We start from the raw sequence: 17,428 nt of genomic DNA, 5'->3' as shown, positions 1-17,428 counted from the left end.
TGGCGTAGTGTTTTCTTTGGGTGGATGAACCGTCAAGCATACGTCCGGCCTATGGCGTTCAGGTGCCTCAGATGTTGCGCTTGATGGCATCGATGAAGGCGCGCGCCGCGACCGACAGCGAATGCCCGCGCTTGGTGACCACCGAGATGTCGCGGGAGATGCGCGGCGCGCTGAGCACCTTGACCACCAGCGACGGATCGTTCGCATCGCGCGCGAAGGCCGAGGGCATGATCGATGCGCCCATGCCGCTGGCTGTCATCCAGAGCGCCGTGGAGAGAAAGGACACCTCGTTCACCACGTCCAGCGCCACGCCGGCATCCGCCGCGGTGCCATCGATCAGCGGGCGCACGCCGTAGCCGGGCCGCACGGTGATGACAGGATGGCCGCCCAGGTCGGTCCAGCGGACCACGCGCGCCTTGGCCAGCGGATGATCGTTCCTGCACACGAGCGCGAGGTGGTCGCGCATGAGCCGCTGCACCTCGACCTCGGCGCCGGGCCGCTCGGGGGTGCCGATGCCGAAATCCACGTGCTCGCCGAGGATGCGCGAGATGAACTGGTCGGGCGCGCAGTCGTTGACCATCACGCGAACTTTAGGATGCTCTTCGCTGAAGCTGCGGATCGCTGCGGGCAGGAGGAAGGCGGCCAGCGTGGGCGTGATGGCCAGGGACACGCGCCCCCGCTCGAGCGTGGCCAGTTCGCGGAAACCCGTCGAGAGCGAATCGACGTCGCGCAGGATGCGCTCGGCGGTGGACAGCATCTCGTTGGCTGCCGCGGTCGGCTTGAGCGAACGCGTGGTGCGGTCGAAGAGGCGCGTGCCCAGCCCCTCCTCGAGCTGGCGCAGCAGCATGCTCACTGCCGACTGTGTGACGAACAGCCTTTGCGCGGCCGCGCTGAGCTTGCGCAACTGGTGCACCGCAAGGAACGCGCGCAGCTGGCGAATCGTCGGGCTGAAGGTAGGACTGAAGTTTTCATTCATAAGGCAATCTGATATTTGATACGGAATTTCTCGATTTACGAATGAATTTCCCCATCGTTCAATCGGCCGAAACAAAGTAAAAGAACAATCAAGGAGTCCCGATGACAGCACCGATCGCCCGCAAGGCGCAACCGCTTCGCAGGCAATTGCTGCTGGCCACGGCCTTCGGCGTCCTGGGCGGCCACGCGCAGGCCCAGGCCCCGGCTTCCGCCGACTTTCCCACCCATCCGATCCGCATGGTCGTGACCTTCCCGCCCGGCGGCAGCGCCGACGCGGTGGTGCGCATGCTGGTGCCGCGGCTCAACGAGAAGCTCGGCCAGCAGGTGGTGGTGGACAACCGGCCCGGTGCGGGCGGCAACGTGGGCCTCTCGCTGGTGGCGAAGGCGCCGTCCGACGGCTACACGCTCGGGCTGGGTGCGGCCGGTGCGCTCACTGCCAATGTGAATCTCTATGCGCAGATGCCCTTCGACCCGGTGAAGGACTTCAAGCCGGTCGGCATGGTCGCGGCCACGCCGTTCGTGATCGTCGGGCATCCCTCGGTGGGCGCGCGCACGCTGCCCGAACTGATCGCGCTGGCCAGGGCGAAGCCGGGCACGCTCTCGATGGGCCACGGCGGCAACGGCACCGCGATGCACCTGTCGACCGCACTCTTCGCGCAGATGGCAGATGTGAAGCTCATCGAGGTGCCCTACCGCGGCACGGGCCCGGCCGCACTCGATGCGATGGCGGGCCAGGTGCAGCTCGCGCTGGTCGACCTGCCCGCCTCGCTGCAACAGATCCGGGCCGGCAAGCTGATCGCCTTCGGGGTGACGAGCGCGCAGCGCGTGCCGATGCTGCCCGACGTGCCCACCGTGGCCGAGGCGGGCCTGCCGGGCTACGACTCGACCGGCTGGTTCGGCGTGGTGGCGCCGGCCGGCACGCCCGCGCCCATCGTCGCGCGGCTCAACGCCGAGCTCAACGCCGCGCTCGGCGACGAGCAGATCAAGGCCGCGATGCGCAACCTCGGCGCGGAGCCCGCACCGGGTTCGACCGAGGCCTTCGAGGCCTATATCCGCAGCGAAACGAAGAAGTGGGCCAAGGTGATCCAGGTCGCCAACATCAAGCTCGACTGACAGAGCAGACAGAGACAGGGAAGAACGAACAATGAACGACACCACACTGAAGGCCGACGTTCTCATCATCGGTGCAGGCCCCGTGGGCCTCACGCTGGCGATGGACCTCGCATCGCGCGGCGTCTCGGTGATCGTCTGCGAAACGCGCCGCTTCGCCGAACCCCCGAGCGTGAAGTGCAACCACGTGGCCTCGCGCACCATGGAGCAGTTCCGGCGCCTGGGCGTGGCGCAGAAGCTGCGCGATGCGGGGCTGCCCGCGGACTATCCCAACGACGTGGTGTTCCGCACCACGGTGACCGGCACCGAGCTCACGCGCATTCCCATTCCGTGCCGGCGCGACCGCTACACAAAGACCGAGGGCCCCGACGCCTGGTGGCCCACGCCCGAGCCGCCGCACCGCATCAACCAGATCTACCTGGAGCCCATCCTGCTCGAGCACACCGCGGCGCTGCCGGGCGTGCAATTGCTCAACCGCACGCAGTTCGCGGGCTTCACGCAGGACAAGGGCGGCGTGACCGCCATCGCCACCGAGATGGACGGCGGTGTCACGCGCAGCATCCGCTGCCGCTACATGGTCGGCTGCGACGGCGGCAGTTCGGCTGTGCGCAAGCAGATCGGCGCCAAGCTCGAGGGCACGGCCGTCATCCAGCGCGTGCAGTCGACCTTCATCCGCGCGCCGCAACTGCGCGCCATGATCCCCGGCAAGCCCGCCTGGTCGACCTACGCGATGAACCCGCGCCGCTGCGGCACGATGTTCGCCATCGACGGGCACGAGACCTGGCTGGTGCACAACCACCTGAACGCCGAGGAGCCCGAGTTCGATTCGGTCGACCGCGACCAGGCGCTGCGCGACATCCTGGGCGTGGGCCCCGATTTCCAATACGAGGTCATCAGCAAGGAAGACTGGATCGGTCGCCGCCTGGTGGCCAACCGCTTCCGCGAGGGCCGCGTGTTCCTCGCGGGCGACGCGGCGCACCTGTGGGTGCCGTACGCGGGCTATGGCATGAACGCGGGCATAGCCGATGCGCTCAACCTTTCGTGGCTGCTGGGCGCCTGCGTGCAGGGCTGGGGCGACGAGCAGATGCTCGATGCCTACGAGGCCGAGCGCCAGCCGATCACCGAGCAGGTGTCGAACTTCGCGATGGACCATGCGCAGAAGATGATCCGCGCGCGCCGCGCCGTGCCGCAGAACATCGAGGCGCCGGGGCCCGAGGGCGATGCGCTGCGCGCCGACATCGGCCGCGAGGCCTATGCGCTCAACGTGCAGCAGTTCTGCTGCGGCGGGCTGAACTTCGGCTACTTCTACACGGGCTCGCCGATCATCATCGCGGACGGCGAGCACACCGCGCCGCCGTACTCGATGGGCGACTTCACGCCCTCCACCGTGCCCGGCTGCCGCGCGCCGCACTTCTGGCTGGCCGATGGCCGCTCGCTGTACGACGCGTTCGGCCCGGGCTACACGCTGCTGCGCTTCGATCGCAGCGTGGACGTGCGGCCGCTGGAGCGTGCCGCGCAGAGCTACAACATGCCGCTCACGGTGCTCGACATCGAGACCGCCGAAGTGCCCAAGGCCTACGCCCACCGCCTGGTGCTGTGCCGTGCGGACCAGCATGTCGCCTGGCGCGGCGCGCACCTGCCGTTCGATGTGTACGACTTCGTGGCCATCCTGCGTGGCGATGCGAAGCGGGTGCGCGAACGCAAGCGGGCGCTGGCATGGGAAGGCGTCGTCGCCGCCTGAGCTCCGTTTCTCCGGGGCTCACCAACCTCGCGGTGCGACCACCCGGTACGCCAGCAGCGCGGCCAGTGCTGGAGCGAGCGCGAAGCTTGCGAACAGCCACACAGCCGCCGACTGCGCGCCCTCCGCGCCACCCGGCAGTGTGAGCCCCGCCGCGTTGGCCACCAGCCCCGCCACCGCGGCGCCCACGGCCATGCCGTAGAGTTGGATCGTGGTGATCGATGCGGACGCGAGGCCTTCTTCGCCCTTCGGCGCCAGCGACAGCACGCGCGTCACCAGGTGCGGCCAGCCGATGCCTACGCCCAGGCCGACGACCGCCAGCGCCGCGGCGACCAGCACGGTCTCGAATCCCGAGCCGAGGTGCCCGGGGAATGGCAGCAGCAGCGCAAGCGCCACGAGCCCCAGCGTGCAGGCCACCGGGCCGGCGCGCAGCATGCGGTCGGCCCCCGCGCCGCTGCGCCCCGACGACAGCAGCGAGCCCGCGCTCCAGCCGCCGGCCATCGCGGCCGTGAGGTAGCCCGCCGCGAGCGGCGAATGGCCGTGCAGCAGCTGCAGGAAGTACGGCACGAAGATCTCGGTGGTGGTGCCGATCAGCAGCAGCGCGACGCTGGCGTAGATGGCGCCCAGCGGCGCGCTCAACACGTACGCCCCGGTCGGCAGGAGCCGCACTGTGGCCCGACGGTCGATGCGCGTGGCAGCCACGCCGATGGCCAGGCCGAGCACCACGCCCACCGCCTGCAAGGCCAGATCGGACAGGAGCCCGCTCGCCGCGATCACCAGCACCGAGGCGGCCAGCAGGCCGATCTGCAGCGCCGGAATGCGCGGCATGTTCACTGGCCTCGAGTGACGCACGCCGGCACCGGGCCGCAGTTGCACCATCACCAGCAGCGCCTGGGCCGCAGCCACCGGCAACAGGAACCAGAAGGCCCAGCGCCAGTGCCCCGCCTCGGCGAAGAGCCCGCCCACCGCCGGCCCGCACAGCGTGGCCACGCCCCACATGCCCGACACCAGCGCCACCGCGCGCGGCCACAAGCGCTGCGCGAACACGAGCTGGATCAGCCCGTAGCTCAGCGCCGCGAGCATGCCGCCGCCCAGCCCCTGCACCGTGCGGCCGGCGAGCATCCAGTGCATCGCCGGCGCGAGCGCGCAGCCCACCGAGCCGGCGGTGAACACGGCCAGCGCCGCAAGGCAAGCGCCGCGCGGCCCGAGCACCGCGAGCAGCCGCACCGAGAGCGTCGCCCCGAGGATCGAACCCACCACGAAGAGCGTGGTGCTCCATGCGTACCAGTCGAGCCCGCCGATCTCGCGCACCACCGAAGGCAGCACCGTGGTCACGATGTGGACGTTGACCGCGTGCAGTGCGACACCGCCGGTGAGCGCCAGCGCGCGCCAGCCGTTGCGGCCGGTGAAGAGTTCGCCCCACCCTGCCGTGGCCGGTGGCGGCATCGAAGAAGGATCGGCGGAGGAAGAAGCGGCAGGCGGCATGGCAAACCCGAAAGGCTGAAAAGGAGCCCGGATACTAGGCGCCACCATTCAATTAAACAAGCTATTGCTTTGATAAATAAAGCCAAGACCCGAATCGCCCGGCGCCCGGATGCGCGACACTTCGGGCCTGATGCAAGCCGCTTCCCCTTCTTCCTCCTCCGACGCCCCGCCGTCCGGCGCCATGCCGCAACCCTCGATCCGCCGCCCCACCCTGCGCTTCCTGTTCGGGCATCCGGCACACGCCATCGCGCTGGGCTTCGGCTCCGGCCTGCCGCGCTTCGCGCCAGGCACCGTGGGCACGCTGTGGGCCTGGGTCGCCTTCGTGGTGATGCAGCTGTGGTTCACGCCGGCCACCATCGGCTGGATCATCCTGGCGTCGCTGCCCATCGGCTGGTGGGCCTGCACGGTGACGGCGCGGGACATGAACATCGCCGACCCCGGCGCCATCGTGTGGGACGAGGTCGTCGCCTTCTGGATCGTGCTCTGGCTGGTCACGCCGGCCGGCCTCTTCGCCCAGGCCATCGCCTTCGGCCTGTTCCGCTTCTTCGATGCCGCCAAGCCCGGGCCTGTCGCCTGGGCCGATGCGCTGTTCAAGCAGCGCGACGCCACCCAGGTTCGCTGGTGGCGTGCGGGCTTCGGCATCATCCTCGACGACCTGGTGGCGGCCTTCTGCACGCTGCTGGTCATTGCGCTCTGGCGCGCGTGGTGAACTCCATGGATTCCTCTTCGACGTTGTTGCCGCTTCCCGAGCAGGACGCCGCCGCCCTGGTGGCGGTCGTTGCCGGGCGGTTGCTGAAAAAAGGCTGGATGCTGTCCACCGCCGAGAGCTGCACCGGCGGCCTGATCGCCGCGGCCTGCACCGAACTCGCGGGTTCCAGCGCGTGGTTCGAGCGCGGCTTCATCACCTATTCGAATGCGGCCAAGACCGAACTGCTGGGCGTGGCTGCGGCATTGATCGACGCGAACGGAGCGGTCAGCGAGCCGGTGGCGCGCGCCATGGCCGCAGGAGCCATCGCGCGCTCGGCGCCCTCTCGCGCAGCCATTGCAGTGACGGGCATCGCCGGTCCCACGGGCGGCACGGCCGAGAAGCCGGTTGGCACGGTGTGGTTCGGCTGGTCGGTCGACGGGCAGATCCGCACCGAGCGCCGCCGCTTCGACGGCGACCGCGCCACGGTGCGCGCGGCCACGGTGCACTACGCGCTGCAGACGCTGGTGGAACTGCTGGGCGAGTAAGCCCGCGTGGCCCTCTTCAGGCCAGCATGAAATCGCCGACCGCCCGTCGCGGTGCGGCAGGCACCGGCGCGATCGGGTAGCCCAACCGGCACATCATCTGCAGCGTCGGACTGCGCGCATTGCGCGGCGGCTCGGAGCCCAGCAGCAGGTCGTGCGCCACCGACACCCAGGTGCAGCGCGTGCTGCCGCAGCTGAAGATTCCGCCGCTTCCGGTGTGGCTCGCGGTGCATCCGGAGATCCGCACCGACCGGCGCATTCGCGCCGTCTATGATTTCCTCGCGCGCAACATCCCGGCGTCGATCTGACAGTTCCCTATCGATAACTCCAAGAGGCCTCATGACAGCAGCCACCAATGCACAGACCATCGAGCGCTTCTACAGCGCGTTCGCCAAGCTCGACGCCGCCACCATGGAGGCCTGCTATGCGCCCGACGCGGTGTTCGACGACGAGGCCTTTTCCTTGCGCGGGCGGCGCGAGGTGGGCGGCATGTGGCGCATGCTGGCCACGGCCACCAAGGCCAAGGGCGCGGACGTGTGGCGCATGAGCTTTCGCGACGTGAAGGCCGACGACACCACGGGCAGCGCCCACTGGGATGCGCACTACCGCTTCAGCGCCACGGGCCGGCTGGTGGACAACAGCATCGACGCACGCTTCACCTTCACGCCCGAGGGCCTGATCGCCACCCACCGCGACACCTTCCCGTTCTGGACCTGGTCGCGCCAGGCGCTCGGCACGCCGGGCCTGCTGCTGGGCTGGACACCGATGCTGCGCAACAAGGTGCGCGCCACCGCCGCCGCCAATCTTTCCAAATTTCTTTCGAGCCAACCTTCATGAGCAACAACGACATCGTCTTCACTTCCAACGAAGCGGCCCACCGCTACGAAGCCACCATCGACGGCCAGCTTGCGGGCTACGCCGAATACAACCTCCTGAGCGAAGCGATCATGTTCACGCACACCGAGGTGCTGCCTGAATTCGAAGGCAAGGGCGTGGGCTCGGGCATCGCCAGGCATGTGCTGGGCGAGGCGCGCACGAAGGGGCTGCATGTGATTCCGGTGTGCCAGTTCATCGCGGGCTACATCCGCAAGCACCGCGAATACGCAGACCTCGTGCGGCCCGATATTCAGCGCGCCTTCAAGATCTGAAGTTCACGGCCTCCGGCGCGGGCAGCCACGCGAAGGCGGCGATGCCGATCACCAGCAGCACGGCGATGGTGGCCAGCACGGCCGTGAGCGGATCGCCGCCGTGCGCCGCGGCAACGGACGCCGCGACACCGGTGCCCCACTGCATCAGCGCAACGCCAAGGAACATCGCCATCGTGAAGACGGCCATCGCGCGCCCGGTGAGCGTGACCGGATAGGCCACGCGCACGTCGGCGTACTGCCACACGATGAAGCCCGAGAGCACGCCGATCAGCACCATGCCGAAGATGTCGAGCCAAGCCGAGTGCAGCACCGCGATGAGCGCGAAGAGCGCGGCGTAGGCCAGCGCGCAGATCACGATCCAGCGGCGGCGCCCGGCGCCGTCGCGGTCCAGGCGCCCGAAAAGCGGCGCGCCGACGAGCGAGATCACCGACACCGCGAGCGCGACGTTGCCGCTCTGCACCAGCGAGTAGCCGTGGCGCTCCATCATCAGCGGGCCGAGCCAGAGGCCGCGCAGCGAGATGAAGGCCGCATACGTCACGGCACCGAGCACCATGATGCCGAGGGTGTGCGGCATCGCGAACAGCGCGCCGAACTGGCGGATCGCTTCGAGGATCGACTCCTTCTTTTGCGGCACGGCCGATGCGGGTTCATGCACCCAGTACCAGATCGCGAGCCACGCAAGCGCCGCCGCAACGGCCAGCACCAGGAACCCCGCACGCCATGAATGCGCCTGCACCAGCCACGCGAGCGGCGTGCCGGTGGCCAGCATGCCGACGCCGCCGATGGCGAGCACCATGCCCGACACGGTGGCAAAACGCGCCGCCGGGAAGTGCCGCGCGATGAAGACGGTGCACACGAGAAAGGCCGGCGCGCAGCCCACGCCGATCAGCGCCTGCCCCGCGACCAGCACGAGATAGCTGGACGCCACGGCCGACAGCAGCGCGCCCGCAATGGCGATGGGAAAGGCCACGAGCACCGTGCGGCGCACGCCGTGCAGATCGATGCCGATGCCCATGAAGAGCTGCATCGCGCCGAAGGCGAAATGAAAAGCCCCCGAGAAGATTCCGAGGGCCTGGGCGGAGAGTTGGAAGTCGGTCTGCAGGGGGCTGGCCATGATGGCGCCGACCGTACGGAAGGCCTGGCTGAGTGCAACGCCTGCACACAGGGCGAGAACCATGACCCAGGCGGTGCGCGGTGTCAGGGGTTCTGCCTCTGGGGTCATTGGAGGTGCTCTTGTTCAGGGCGGGTGCACAGGCCACCGGGTACTCCCCTCCGCGAATGTCCCCCGCCTTCGGCTCCTCCTTTATTTCGCTGCGGGGAGCACCCGATGCCCTGTGCACTGGGGCACGCTGCCGGTGTGCGGCCGATCAACGACCGCTGCGCATGACGATCACGCCGATGGGGTGCCTTGCGCAGCGAAATCAAGGAGGAGCCCGAAGGGCGGGGGACATTCGCGGAGCAAGGCACCCCGTCGGCGTGATCGCACCCCGAACGAATCCCCCAGTCACTCACCGTGGCACTTCTTGTACTTCTTGCCACTGCCACAGGGGCAAGGATCGTTACGCCCCGGCGTGGGCTCCTTGCGGATCGTCTCGACCTTCGGCCCCAGGCTCTTCCAGAGCTGGCGCAGGTCGTACACCGCCCAGATGGCGGCGCCGAAATCGTCGAGCCGCTGCTGGCTCACGCTGGGCGGACCGTCGTCGCTGTACATCGAGACCGTGGGCTTGGCGGTGTCGTCCTCGGTGAGCGCGACGATGTTGTCGAGCGCGTCGTCGAGCATCTGCGCGGCATCTTTGTCGCGCGGGGTGGCCCAGTCTTCGGGCCAGTTCTCGACGGCGTACATGAAGCCTAGCGCCCAGACCTGGGCGAACGAGGGGATTTCCTCGCCCGCCACTTCGGCCCGTTCTTCCTCGGGGAGCGAAGCGATGGCGCCGCGGGTGTCGAGCACCTCGGGCTGCCAGCTGCGTTCGTCGTCCAGCGTCTCGACGGGGGCGTCCAGGCCCTCTTCGATCTCGCGCCAGCGGCGCTTCCAGTTCCAGACGAACTCCATGTGCTGGGCCGGCACGAAGTTGTCGCCCAGCAGCACGGGCCAGTATTCGGTGGGTTCGATGGGCCGGCGGGTGCAGATCAGCGCGGCCATGAAGCCTTCGCAGAACTCCCACTGGGGGATTTCCTCGTCGTGCTCGCGCATGGCGTCGAGCGCGCCATCGAGGGCGTCGAAATCGTCGGGACCGAGGGGTTCCTGGGCCGGATTGGGGGTCTGTGGGGTATCGGGGGAAGTCGTCATGGCAGGTTCGGGGCGGCCCTCTATGATGCAGCAGGCTCCCGGAGTCATCTATTTCTATGCCCACGATTATTCCGTTTCCGGCGCGCTACAGCGCCTTTGCCTTGTGCGTGGTCGGCCTGGTCGCCTGCCTGGCCTTGGTGCTGGTATCGCCGCACCTTTGGCTTGCCTGGATCGGCGTGGCGGTCTTCGCGGTACTTTCAGGCACCGGCATCCACGACCTGCGGCAGCCGCGGCACGCGATCCTGCGCAACTACCCGGTCATCGGCCATCTGCGCTTCTTGCTGGAGTTCATCCGGCCCGAAATGCGTCAGTACTTCATCGAGAGTGACTCCGAAGCGGCGCCTTTCTCGCGCGCACAGCGCTCGTTGGTCTACCAACGCGCCAAGGGCGAGCCGGACAACCGACCGTTCGGCACGCAGCTGAACGTGACCATCGCAGGCTACGAGTGGATCAACCACTCGATGCAGCCGACCAAGCTCGCGAACCATGATTTCCGCATCGTGATCGGCGGTACGCCGCAGACCGCTGACGCGAACCCCGCGCAGGTCTGTACCCAGCCTTACAACGCGAGCGTGTTCAACATCTCGGCCATGAGCTTTGGCGCGCTGTCGGCCAACGCGATCCTCGCGCTCAACCAGGGCGCCAAGATGGGCGGCTTCGCGCACGACACCGGCGAAGGCTCGATCTCGCAGCACCACCGGGTGCACGGCGGCGACCTGATCTGGGAAATCGGCTCGGGCTACTTCGGCTGCCGCAACGACGACGGCAGCTTCAATGCCGAGCGCTTCACCGCCAACGCGCGCGACCCGCAGGTGAAGATGATCGAGATCAAGCTGAGCCAGGGCGCCAAGCCCGGCCACGGCGGGGTGCTTCCTGCCCCCAAGGTCACGGCCGAAATCGCGGCGGCGCGCGGCGTGCCGGTGGGCGTGGACTGCATCTCGCCCTCGTCGCACAGCGCGTTCTCCACGCCGACCGAGATGATGCATTTCGTCGCGAAGCTGCGCGAGCTCTCTGGCGGCAAGCCGACGGGTTTCAAGTTCTGCCTCGGCCACCCGTGGGAATGGTTCGGCATCGTCAAGGCGATGCAGGCCACCGGCATCACGCCCGACTTCATCGTGGTCGACGGTGCCGAGGGCGGCACGGGCGCTGCGCCGGTCGAGTTCAGCGACCACGTGGGCGCGCCATTGCAGGAAGGCCTCCTGCTCGTGCACAACACGCTGATCGGCGTGAACCTGCGCCACCGCATCAAGATCGGCTGCGCGGCCAAGGTGATCACCGCCTTCGACGTGGCCCGCATGATGGCGCTGGGCGCCGACTGGTGCAACGCGGCACGCGGTTTCATGATGGCGCTGGGCTGCATCCAGGCGCAGAGCTGCCACACCGGCCACTGCCCCACCGGCGTGACCACGCAGGACCCGCTGCGCCAGCAGGCGCTGGTGGTGCCGACCAAGGCCGACCGGGTGCGCAACTTCCACCGCAGCACGCTGCATGCGCTGCAGGAGCTGGTGCAGGCCGCGGGCCTCGATCATCCGCAGCAGATCACCGCCCACCACATCGTGCGCCGCATCTCCGACACCGAGGTGCGGCTGTTGAGCAACCTGGTGATGCAGGTGCAGCCGGGCGCGCTGCTCGGGCCGCTCGACGCGCAGCACAACGTTTTTCGCACCTACTGGCCGCTGGCCAGTGCAGAGAGTTTTCAGCCTGTGACGCAAGGGCCCTACGGCCTCGTCCCGGGCTTTGCAATGGCCGCATGAATCCACTGAGACGAGGCGCTTCTACGCGCCTGCAAAGCGCGAAAGGCGCGGCTTCCGCGCCGGCGCCGCTCGACGCGCTGCCCAATCCGCCCGCACCCGGCGACTACGCCGAGTTCCTGCGCATCACCCTGCCCAAGCAGCAGAAGAACGTGGCGAGCCACCGGCTCGGCAGCGAGCGCGTGTGGCTCAAGAAGGCCGGCCCGCGCCATGGCAAGTGGGGCTACCGCGTGATGGCGGCGGTCGCGCGCATGGTGCGGCTGGACATCATCAAGCCGGTGCCCAACCCGGGCGGCGAAGCCGCCATCGCCACCGAGGCGCGGCGCCTGAAGCAGCTCGCGGCCGCGGGCCTGCGCGTGCCCACGGTGCTCGCGCAGCAACCCGATGGCCTGCTGATCTCCGACCTCGGCGAGAGCGGACGCGCCACCGTCGTGCTGCAGGAGCGCCTGGACCAGGCCGCCGCGGCCGGCCCCGCCTCGCTGCTCGCGGTGTGGCGTGAAGGCCTTGCCGCCATCGCGGCCGTGCACGTGCGCGGCCAGCACCTGAGCCAGGCCTTCGACCGCAACCTCGTGCAGTGCCCCGATGGCGTGATCGGCTACATCGATTTCGAGGACGACCCCGCCGAAGTCATGACGCTCGCCGAATGCCAGGCGCGCGACTGGCTCAGCTACCTGCACTCGACGGCCATGATGCTCGAGGCCGCCGCGCCGCAGGCGGCCGGCCAGCACTGGCATGCGGCGCTCGCCACGGTGAACGAAGAAGTGCGCGAGCGCATCGCGAATGCGGCGCGGCGCATGAAGTGGGCGCGCCGCCTGCCGGCCAGCCGCCGCTGGGGCCGCGACACGCAGCGCGTGCGCGCGGTGGCGCGGCTGCTCGGGCGCTGGCACGACGCGCCGGCGGCCTGAGCCTTCGCTATCGGCCGGCCCGGCTCAGGGCCGCGCGGTCCAACGCAGTGCGGCCAGCAGGTTGCTGTGGTCGTCGGTCCACAGCGTGGCACCGGCCGCATCGATGGCTTCGCCGCGTGCGCGCACGGCCGCGTCCTGCAGGAAGCGGTCGTCGTTCGTCAGCAGCACGTATTCGGATGCGTGCTCCAGCGTCGCATTGCCCGGCGCGGGATCGAACCGGACGCGCACTGCCTTCATGCCCGCATCGTCGGCCAGGCGCTTGACCACCGGCGCGAGATCCAGGTGCCGGTTGCTGATGTGGAACGCGATCACGCCTGTGGGCAGCAGGTGCCTGCGATAGAGCGCCAGCGCCTCGCGTGTCATCAGGTGCATCGGGATCGCGTCGCCCGAGAAGGCATCCACCATGATCGCGTCGAAGCGCTGCGAGCCCTGCCCGTCCAGCTCCTGCTGCATCAGGAGGCGCGCATCGCCCTGTGCGATTTCGATCTTCGCGGGCGAGTCGGCCAAGTAGCTGAAATGCGAGTGCGCCGCCGCCGTCACGCGCGGGTTGATCTCGTAGAAGCGCACCGTGTCGCCGCTTCGCCCGTAGGCGGCGAGCGTGCCCACGCCCAGGCCGATCACGCCCACGCGCCGGGGCTCGGCCCGGTTCGTGAGCAGGGCAAGCCCGGCGCCCGATTTCGGGCCGTAGTAGGTGCTCGGCAGGCGCCGCTGCACCGCGCCCTGCAGTTGCTCGCCGTGCGAGATCACGCCGTGCATCAGCCGGCGCGATGCCGTGAGCGACCCCGGAATGCCCAGCTGCTCCACGCGCAGCGCGCCGTAGAAATTGCGCACGCGCAGCATCGTTCGGTTGTCCGCTTCGAGCACGTTGGAAACCGTGAGCCACGCCACCGCCACCGACACCAATGCGCCCAGGAGCCCCGCACCCGCGGCCCATGCGCGCGCACGCCATGCGGTGTAGAGCGCCGCGAAGACCGCCAGCGCCGTCACCATCGCGTAGAACACCGGCAGCGACACCGCGACCGAAGCCATGCGGATGAACACCGCATAGGCCACCACGATGGCGAAGGCGAACGCGAGCCACACCCACTGCTGGCGCGCACGCGTGAGCCACAGCACGATGAGCCCCGGCACCGCCAGGCTCGCCGGCAACTCCCAGTAGCCGTTGAAGAAGTGCGGCGCGACCACGCCCGCGAAGATGCCGCCCAACGCGCCACCCAGCGCCAGCAGCAGGTAGAAGCGCGTAAGCCGCGCGGCCCCGGGCCGCGCCCGTGCGAGCTCGCCGTTGGAGAACATGCAGATCGCGAACAGCCCGGCGCAGAAGAGCCCGATGGCCGCGGGAATCGGCAGCGAGCGCTGCGGCGTGTTGAGGTACCAGCCCATCACCGGCGCGAGCACCAGCACGGCCGGCCAGAAGAGCCAGCGCCGGTACCAGAAGTCGCTGTCGAAGCACAGCACGAAGCTCAGGAGATACAGCGCGAGCGGCACGATCCACAGCATCGGCACCGAGGCGATGTCCTGGGTGATGAAGGCCGACACCGCGAGCAGCGCGACCGTGCCGAGCGCGGCCAGCACCAGCCACAGCAGTTGGTCGGACCACGGCAGTGGTGCCGCCGGCGCCGCAGTGGTTGCGGCCGCTTCGGCGCCAGTCTGCGTCGGCCGCGCCTTCCCCACGGCCACCACCGACACGATCGCCAGCACCGCGAAGAGCCCGAAGCCCACCGACCATGCGATGGCCTGCGCACGCAGCGCGAACACAGGCTCCAGCACGAAGGGATACACCACGAGCGCGAACAGCGCCGCAAGGTTCGACAGCGCGAACAGCCGATAGACCTTCGCCTGCCGCGGTGCATCGCCCGCATGCAGCCGCGCGACCCAGCTCTGCACAAGCGGCCCGGTGGTGCACACCGCGAGATACGGCAGCCCGATGGTCGCGGCCAGCACCGCGAGCACGCCCGTCGCGGGATCGCCCTGCCCCGTCGGCTTCCACGCGGCATCGGGGATCACCGGCAGCATCGCGCAGGCCGCGAGCAAGAAAAGCGAATGCACGATGGCCTGCGTGCGCAGCGGCCGGCGCGAGAGAAAGTCGGCATAGAAATAGCCCAGGAGCAGCACCACCTGGAAGAACACCAGGCACAGTGTCCACACCGCGGCCGAGCCGCCGAACCACGGCAGGATCTGCCGCGCGATCAGCGGCTGCACCAGGAACAGCAGGAACGCCGAGACGAAGATCGTCGATGCGCAGAGCGCGAGCGCGCCGGCGCTCGCGTCACGCGCAGCACGTGCTGCGCTCCCGCCAAGCGCGGCGTGCGATGCGTCCGTCGCCTCGCGCATCAGGGCGCCTTGCCCGGGTTCGGCACCTTGTCCAGCTGGCCCTTGACCGAGGCGTCCCAGATCGCCGGGCAGAAGGAGTTGCCATCACCCACCTTGTCGGCCAGCGCATCGACGCCGCGGGCCGTCAGTTGCGAGGCCCACTCGGTGCTGTTGTTGCGCACGAAGGCGAAGATGTTGGTCATGGCGTCCTGCGGCTTCTCCAGCACGTTGATGCCGATGTTGTTGCTCCACGCCGGGTCCCACTGCAGGTCGATGCTGCGGTCGCTTTTGGGGCCGAACGAATAGAACGGATGCCAGAACATCGGCGACTCCATGCCCACCACGCCGTCGGCGGACAGCGGGATCTTGCCGTTGGCGATGTAGTACGCATCGAGCTGGTTGAGCCGGAAATCGGTGCCCGGCGCGGTGGCGCCATCGACCGACAGCAGCTTGAACCACGCCTCGCCCGCGAACTGGTAGCCCTTGAGCGCGGTGAGGATGATCTTGTTGGCCACCGGAATCCCGAGGCGATAGCCGTAGTGCACGCGCAGGTGCAGCACGCTGGCTTCGCCCAGCGTCTTGTTCGACACGTTGCCACGCAGCTCCGCATCGGGCGGCAGCGGGTCGCCGATGCCCACGGTGGTGCTCATGGCCTTGGCCTTGAAGTCGTAGGGCAGCGGCTTGCGGTAACGCATGGTGTCATTGGGGATCTGCACGATCCAGCGGTTCTCGCCGAAGTTCTCGATGAAGGACCAATCGATGAAGGTGGTCTGCGTGGGGTTCAGGTATTCGATGCAGGCCGACTCGATCAGGTCGGTGTTGGTGTCTATCCAGCCCTTGAACATGCCGCCCACGCTGGCATCGCGCACGTTCAGCGGCATCATGCCCTTGACCAGCCCCTGCCACACGCTGCCGCGCGTGAGCGCGTTGGTGGTGAGCTCCAGCGCGGCGCTGTTGAGCGTGCTCAGGCCCGGCGCGGTCGAGTTGCCGATGCGAAAGATGAAGGGCAGCGGCATGCCGTTGTTGAGCGAACCCGCACGCGCGGCCTCGTGCGCGGCGTACTCCAGCGTGAGGCGCGCGCGGTAGATCAGGCCGAACTGCACCACGCACATCACGAAGAGGATCAGCACCGGCAGCGCGATCATGGTCTCGGTCATGGAGGCACCACGCTGACCCCGCGCAAGCCGGTGCTTCTGATTGCGTTCAAGAGTGGAATGCATTGCTGTTCTCCTCTGTCTGTAGTTACCAGCCCGACAACCTGAGGCCCGGGCGCAGCGCGAGCCGCCGCGCCTGTCCGGCGGCCAGCTCGAGCACGTTCGCCGCCCCCAGGCACATGGCGATCCGCATCGGGCGCAGGCTCTCCACCACGCGCGCAATGCCGCCGTGCCGGTCGAGAAAGACGACATCGATCGGATAGCGCATGCCCACCGTGTGCACCGAGCTGCAGCGCATGATCAAAAGACCCTCGCTCGCGGCCAGGCGCGGCCGCCCGAGCAGCCCGCGCGTGCGGTCCCAGCCGCGCTCGGCCACCCGCACCGGGCCGAAGGGTTGGTCCTGTGGGGATCGCAGGGAGACGATGCGCATGGGTGGCTTCTCAGCGTTGGGTCTCGAGGAACTGCATCACCAGCGGGAAGAAGATGATGATGAAAGTGACCGGAAAGATGAAGATCACCAGCGGCCCGATCATCTTCACGGGCGCTTCCATCGCGAGCTTCTCGGCATGCTGGAAACGCTCGGTGCGGCGTTGATCTGAAATGGCCGAGAGCGTGTCCGCCAGGCTCGCGCCCAGCGACTCGGCCTGCGTGAGGTTGGACACCAGGCTCTTGATGTGCTTGTTGTCCAGGCGGTCGGCCATGGCATTGAGCGCATCCATGCGGCTCGCGCCGGTGCGCATCTCGCGCATCATGCGATCGAACTCCTGGCCCAGCGCGCCGCCCGGCCCCTTCTGCACCGCCTGCGCGATCGCGCCCGTCAGGCTCAGGCCTGCCTGGCAGCACAGCGTGATCATGTCCAGGTAGCCGGGCAGCGTCCGCAGGATGTCTTTCTCGCGGCGCTTGCGGCGGTCGCGCATCCACATCACCGGGTACATCCATCCCAGCAAGCATGCGGTGAGCGTGACCCACACCTTGGTGCCGGCCATCGCGTTGAGCAGGCCCGCGGTCCAGAGGCCCAGCGCGGCCACCACGATGAGCGACACCACCTGCACCGCGATGAATTCCTCGGCCTTGAGCACGAACTCCAGCCCCGCGAGCTGCAGCTGGCGTTTGCGCTTGACCAGCATCGAGGTGGGCGCGATCTCCGACACATGGAACTGGAGGATGTTCACCACCGGCCACACCAGGCGCAGCATGCGCGGCAGCGGGTCCATGTGGGTGCGCTCCGAAGGCCTGGCCTTGCGGATCAGCGAGATCATGTAGAGCAACAGGATCACGCCCACGGTCGCGCACAGGAAGATGATGGCCAGGAGGATCAGCGAGCGCATCGGAACC

General features: G+C 68.6%; 18 protein-coding genes. 9 read left to right on the top strand and 9 right to left on the bottom strand.

The window, feature by feature from the left end; genetic code table 11:
* Positions 1-67 precede the first annotated feature (67 nt).
* Complete coding sequence (locus tag M2282_RS26540; RefSeq protein WP_280811771.1) at positions 68-976, bottom strand: LysR family transcriptional regulator; 909 nt, start codon at positions 974-976, stop codon at positions 68-70.
* Positions 977-1,077: 101 nt separating this feature from the next.
* Here M2282_RS26540 and M2282_RS26535 point away from each other — a divergent pair, with 101 nt between their 5' ends.
* Both M2282_RS26535 and M2282_RS26530 read left to right on the top strand, forming a co-directional pair.
* The gene (locus M2282_RS26535) at positions 1,078-2,088 is read left to right on the top strand and encodes a Bug family tripartite tricarboxylate transporter substrate binding protein (RefSeq protein WP_280811770.1); all 1,011 of its coding nucleotides are present in this window, start codon (positions 1,078-1,080) and stop codon (positions 2,086-2,088) included.
* A gap of 31 nt (positions 2,089-2,119) precedes the next feature.
* Positions 2,120-3,826 carry an FAD-dependent oxidoreductase gene (locus tag M2282_RS26530; protein WP_280811769.1) on the top strand — a complete coding sequence of 569 codons (1,707 nt, stop codon included), beginning with the start codon at positions 2,120-2,122 and terminating at the stop codon, positions 3,824-3,826.
* Positions 3,827-3,844: 18 nt separating this feature from the next.
* Here the strand turns inward: M2282_RS26530 and M2282_RS26525 are convergent, their stop codons facing one another.
* Positions 3,845-5,269: an MFS transporter gene (locus tag M2282_RS26525; RefSeq protein ID WP_432422945.1), complete on the bottom strand. Its 1,425-nt coding sequence runs from the start codon at positions 5,267-5,269 to the stop codon at positions 3,845-3,847.
* Between the two features lie 169 nt (positions 5,270-5,438).
* Here M2282_RS26525 and M2282_RS26520 point away from each other — a divergent pair, with 169 nt between their 5' ends.
* Entirely contained in the window at positions 5,439-6,017 is a 579-nt protein-coding gene (locus tag M2282_RS26520) for a phosphatidylglycerophosphatase A family protein (RefSeq protein ID WP_432422942.1), read from the top strand.
* Between the two features lie 5 nt (positions 6,018-6,022).
* A complete protein-coding gene (locus M2282_RS26515) occupies positions 6,023-6,541 on the top strand; it encodes a CinA family protein (RefSeq protein WP_280811767.1) in 519 nt (172 codons plus the stop codon).
* Positions 6,542-6,557: 16 nt separating this feature from the next.
* Here M2282_RS26515 and M2282_RS26510 read toward each other — a convergent pair whose 3' ends face one another.
* Positions 6,558-6,707 carry a hypothetical protein gene (locus M2282_RS26510; RefSeq protein WP_280811804.1) on the bottom strand — a complete coding sequence of 50 codons (150 nt, stop codon included), beginning with the start codon at positions 6,705-6,707 and terminating at the stop codon, positions 6,558-6,560.
* A gap of 13 nt (positions 6,708-6,720) precedes the next feature.
* Between M2282_RS26510 and M2282_RS26505 the strand changes: the two genes are divergently transcribed.
* From M2282_RS26505 to M2282_RS26495, 3 genes are read left to right on the top strand one after another with little or no spacing between them, the layout of a single operon-like run.
* A complete protein-coding gene (locus tag M2282_RS26505) occupies positions 6,721-6,846 on the top strand; it encodes a hypothetical protein (RefSeq protein ID WP_348541749.1) in 126 nt (41 codons plus the stop codon).
* A 31-nt stretch (positions 6,847-6,877) separates the two neighbouring features.
* Entirely contained in the window at positions 6,878-7,375 is a 498-nt protein-coding gene (locus M2282_RS26500) for a nuclear transport factor 2 family protein (RefSeq protein ID WP_280811766.1), read from the top strand.
* Entirely contained in the window at positions 7,372-7,686 is a 315-nt protein-coding gene (locus tag M2282_RS26495) for a GNAT family N-acetyltransferase (RefSeq protein WP_280811765.1), read from the top strand. Before M2282_RS26500 ends, M2282_RS26495 begins: the two co-directional genes overlap by 4 nt.
* Here M2282_RS26495 and M2282_RS26490 read toward each other — a convergent pair.
* Together M2282_RS26490 and M2282_RS26485 are read right to left on the bottom strand one after the other, a co-directional pair.
* Positions 7,676-8,908, bottom strand: a complete 1,233-nt coding sequence (locus M2282_RS26490) for an MFS transporter (RefSeq protein WP_280811764.1) — start codon at positions 8,906-8,908, stop codon at positions 7,676-7,678. The two genes, M2282_RS26495 and M2282_RS26490, sit on opposite strands and share 11 nt — an antisense overlap.
* A gap of 282 nt (positions 8,909-9,190) precedes the next feature.
* Positions 9,191-9,973: a UPF0149 family protein gene (locus M2282_RS26485; protein ID WP_280811763.1), complete on the bottom strand. Its 783-nt coding sequence runs from the start codon at positions 9,971-9,973 to the stop codon at positions 9,191-9,193.
* Between the two features lie 56 nt (positions 9,974-10,029).
* Here M2282_RS26485 and M2282_RS26480 point away from each other — a divergent pair, with 56 nt between their 5' ends.
* Together M2282_RS26480 and M2282_RS26475 are read left to right on the top strand one after the other, a co-directional pair.
* Entirely contained in the window at positions 10,030-11,727 is a 1,698-nt protein-coding gene (locus tag M2282_RS26480; RefSeq protein WP_280811762.1) for an FMN-binding glutamate synthase family protein, read from the top strand.
* Positions 11,724-12,629, top strand: coding sequence for a hypothetical protein (locus M2282_RS26475; RefSeq protein WP_280811761.1), 906 nt, complete (start codon positions 11,724-11,726; stop codon positions 12,627-12,629). Before M2282_RS26480 ends, M2282_RS26475 begins: the two co-directional genes overlap by 4 nt.
* 24 nt (positions 12,630-12,653) lie before the next feature.
* On the opposite strand, the gene M2282_RS26470 is transcribed toward M2282_RS26475, so the two are convergent.
* The 4 genes from M2282_RS26470 to M2282_RS26455 all read right to left on the bottom strand — a co-directional run bounded on the left by M2282_RS26470 (position 12,654) and on the right by M2282_RS26455 (position 17,421).
* Positions 12,654-14,960, bottom strand: a complete 2,307-nt coding sequence (locus tag M2282_RS26470) for a fused MFS/spermidine synthase (RefSeq protein WP_280811760.1) — start codon at positions 14,958-14,960, stop codon at positions 12,654-12,656.
* On the bottom strand, positions 14,960-16,096 hold the full coding sequence (locus M2282_RS26465) for a TadE family protein (protein WP_280811759.1): 1,137 nt from the start codon (positions 16,094-16,096) through the stop codon (positions 14,960-14,962). The genes M2282_RS26470 and M2282_RS26465 overlap by 1 nt, the downstream gene beginning before the upstream one ends.
* Positions 16,097-16,181: 85 nt before the next feature.
* On the bottom strand, positions 16,182-16,523 hold the full coding sequence (locus M2282_RS26460) for a DUF192 domain-containing protein (protein WP_280811758.1): 342 nt from the start codon (positions 16,521-16,523) through the stop codon (positions 16,182-16,184).
* Positions 16,524-16,533: 10 nt separating this feature from the next.
* Positions 16,534-17,421 carry a type II secretion system F family protein gene (locus M2282_RS26455; RefSeq protein ID WP_280811757.1) on the bottom strand — a complete coding sequence of 296 codons (888 nt, stop codon included), beginning with the start codon at positions 17,419-17,421 and terminating at the stop codon, positions 16,534-16,536.
* Positions 17,422-17,428: the final 7 nt, after the last annotated feature.

It is taken from the genome of Variovorax boronicumulans (genome assembly GCF_029892485.1).
GTDB classification, from domain to species: Bacteria; Pseudomonadota; Gammaproteobacteria; order Burkholderiales; family Burkholderiaceae_C; genus Variovorax; species Variovorax boronicumulans_B.
This window is presented reverse-complemented; position numbering and strand designations above follow the sequence as displayed.

What these genes read in the sequence shown, in the direction of transcription:
- M2282_RS26540 (WP_280811771.1), bottom strand. Translation starts at nt 976, where the DNA reads ATGAATGAAAACTTCAGTCCTACCTTCAGCCCGACGATTCGCCAGCTG.
- M2282_RS26535 (WP_280811770.1), top strand. Translation starts at nt 1,078, where the DNA reads ATGACAGCACCGATCGCCCGCAAGGCGCAACCGCTTCGCAGGCAATTG.
- M2282_RS26530 (WP_280811769.1), top strand. Translation starts at nt 2,120, where the DNA reads ATGAACGACACCACACTGAAGGCCGACGTTCTCATCATCGGTGCAGGC.
- M2282_RS26525 (WP_432422945.1), bottom strand. Translation starts at nt 5,269, where the DNA reads ATGCCGCCACCGGCCACGGCAGGGTGGGGCGAACTCTTCACCGGCCGC.
- M2282_RS26520 (WP_432422942.1), top strand. Translation starts at nt 5,439, where the DNA reads ATGCAAGCCGCTTCCCCTTCTTCCTCCTCCGACGCCCCGCCGTCCGGC.
- M2282_RS26515 (WP_280811767.1), top strand. Translation starts at nt 6,023, where the DNA reads ATGGATTCCTCTTCGACGTTGTTGCCGCTTCCCGAGCAGGACGCCGCC.
- M2282_RS26500 (WP_280811766.1), top strand. Translation starts at nt 6,878, where the DNA reads ATGACAGCAGCCACCAATGCACAGACCATCGAGCGCTTCTACAGCGCG.
- M2282_RS26495 (WP_280811765.1), top strand. Translation starts at nt 7,372, where the DNA reads ATGAGCAACAACGACATCGTCTTCACTTCCAACGAAGCGGCCCACCGC.
- M2282_RS26490 (WP_280811764.1), bottom strand. Translation starts at nt 8,908, where the DNA reads ATGACCCCAGAGGCAGAACCCCTGACACCGCGCACCGCCTGGGTCATG.
- M2282_RS26485 (WP_280811763.1), bottom strand. Translation starts at nt 9,973, where the DNA reads ATGACGACTTCCCCCGATACCCCACAGACCCCCAATCCGGCCCAGGAA.
- M2282_RS26480 (WP_280811762.1), top strand. Translation starts at nt 10,030, where the DNA reads ATGCCCACGATTATTCCGTTTCCGGCGCGCTACAGCGCCTTTGCCTTG.
- M2282_RS26475 (WP_280811761.1), top strand. Translation starts at nt 11,724, where the DNA reads ATGAATCCACTGAGACGAGGCGCTTCTACGCGCCTGCAAAGCGCGAAA.
- M2282_RS26470 (WP_280811760.1), bottom strand. Translation starts at nt 14,960, where the DNA reads ATGCGCGAGGCGACGGACGCATCGCACGCCGCGCTTGGCGGGAGCGCA.
- M2282_RS26465 (WP_280811759.1), bottom strand. Translation starts at nt 16,096, where the DNA reads ATGACCGAGACCATGATCGCGCTGCCGGTGCTGATCCTCTTCGTGATG.
- M2282_RS26460 (WP_280811758.1), bottom strand. Translation starts at nt 16,523, where the DNA reads ATGCGCATCGTCTCCCTGCGATCCCCACAGGACCAACCCTTCGGCCCG.
- M2282_RS26455 (WP_280811757.1), bottom strand. Translation starts at nt 17,421, where the DNA reads ATGCGCTCGCTGATCCTCCTGGCCATCATCTTCCTGTGCGCGACCGTG.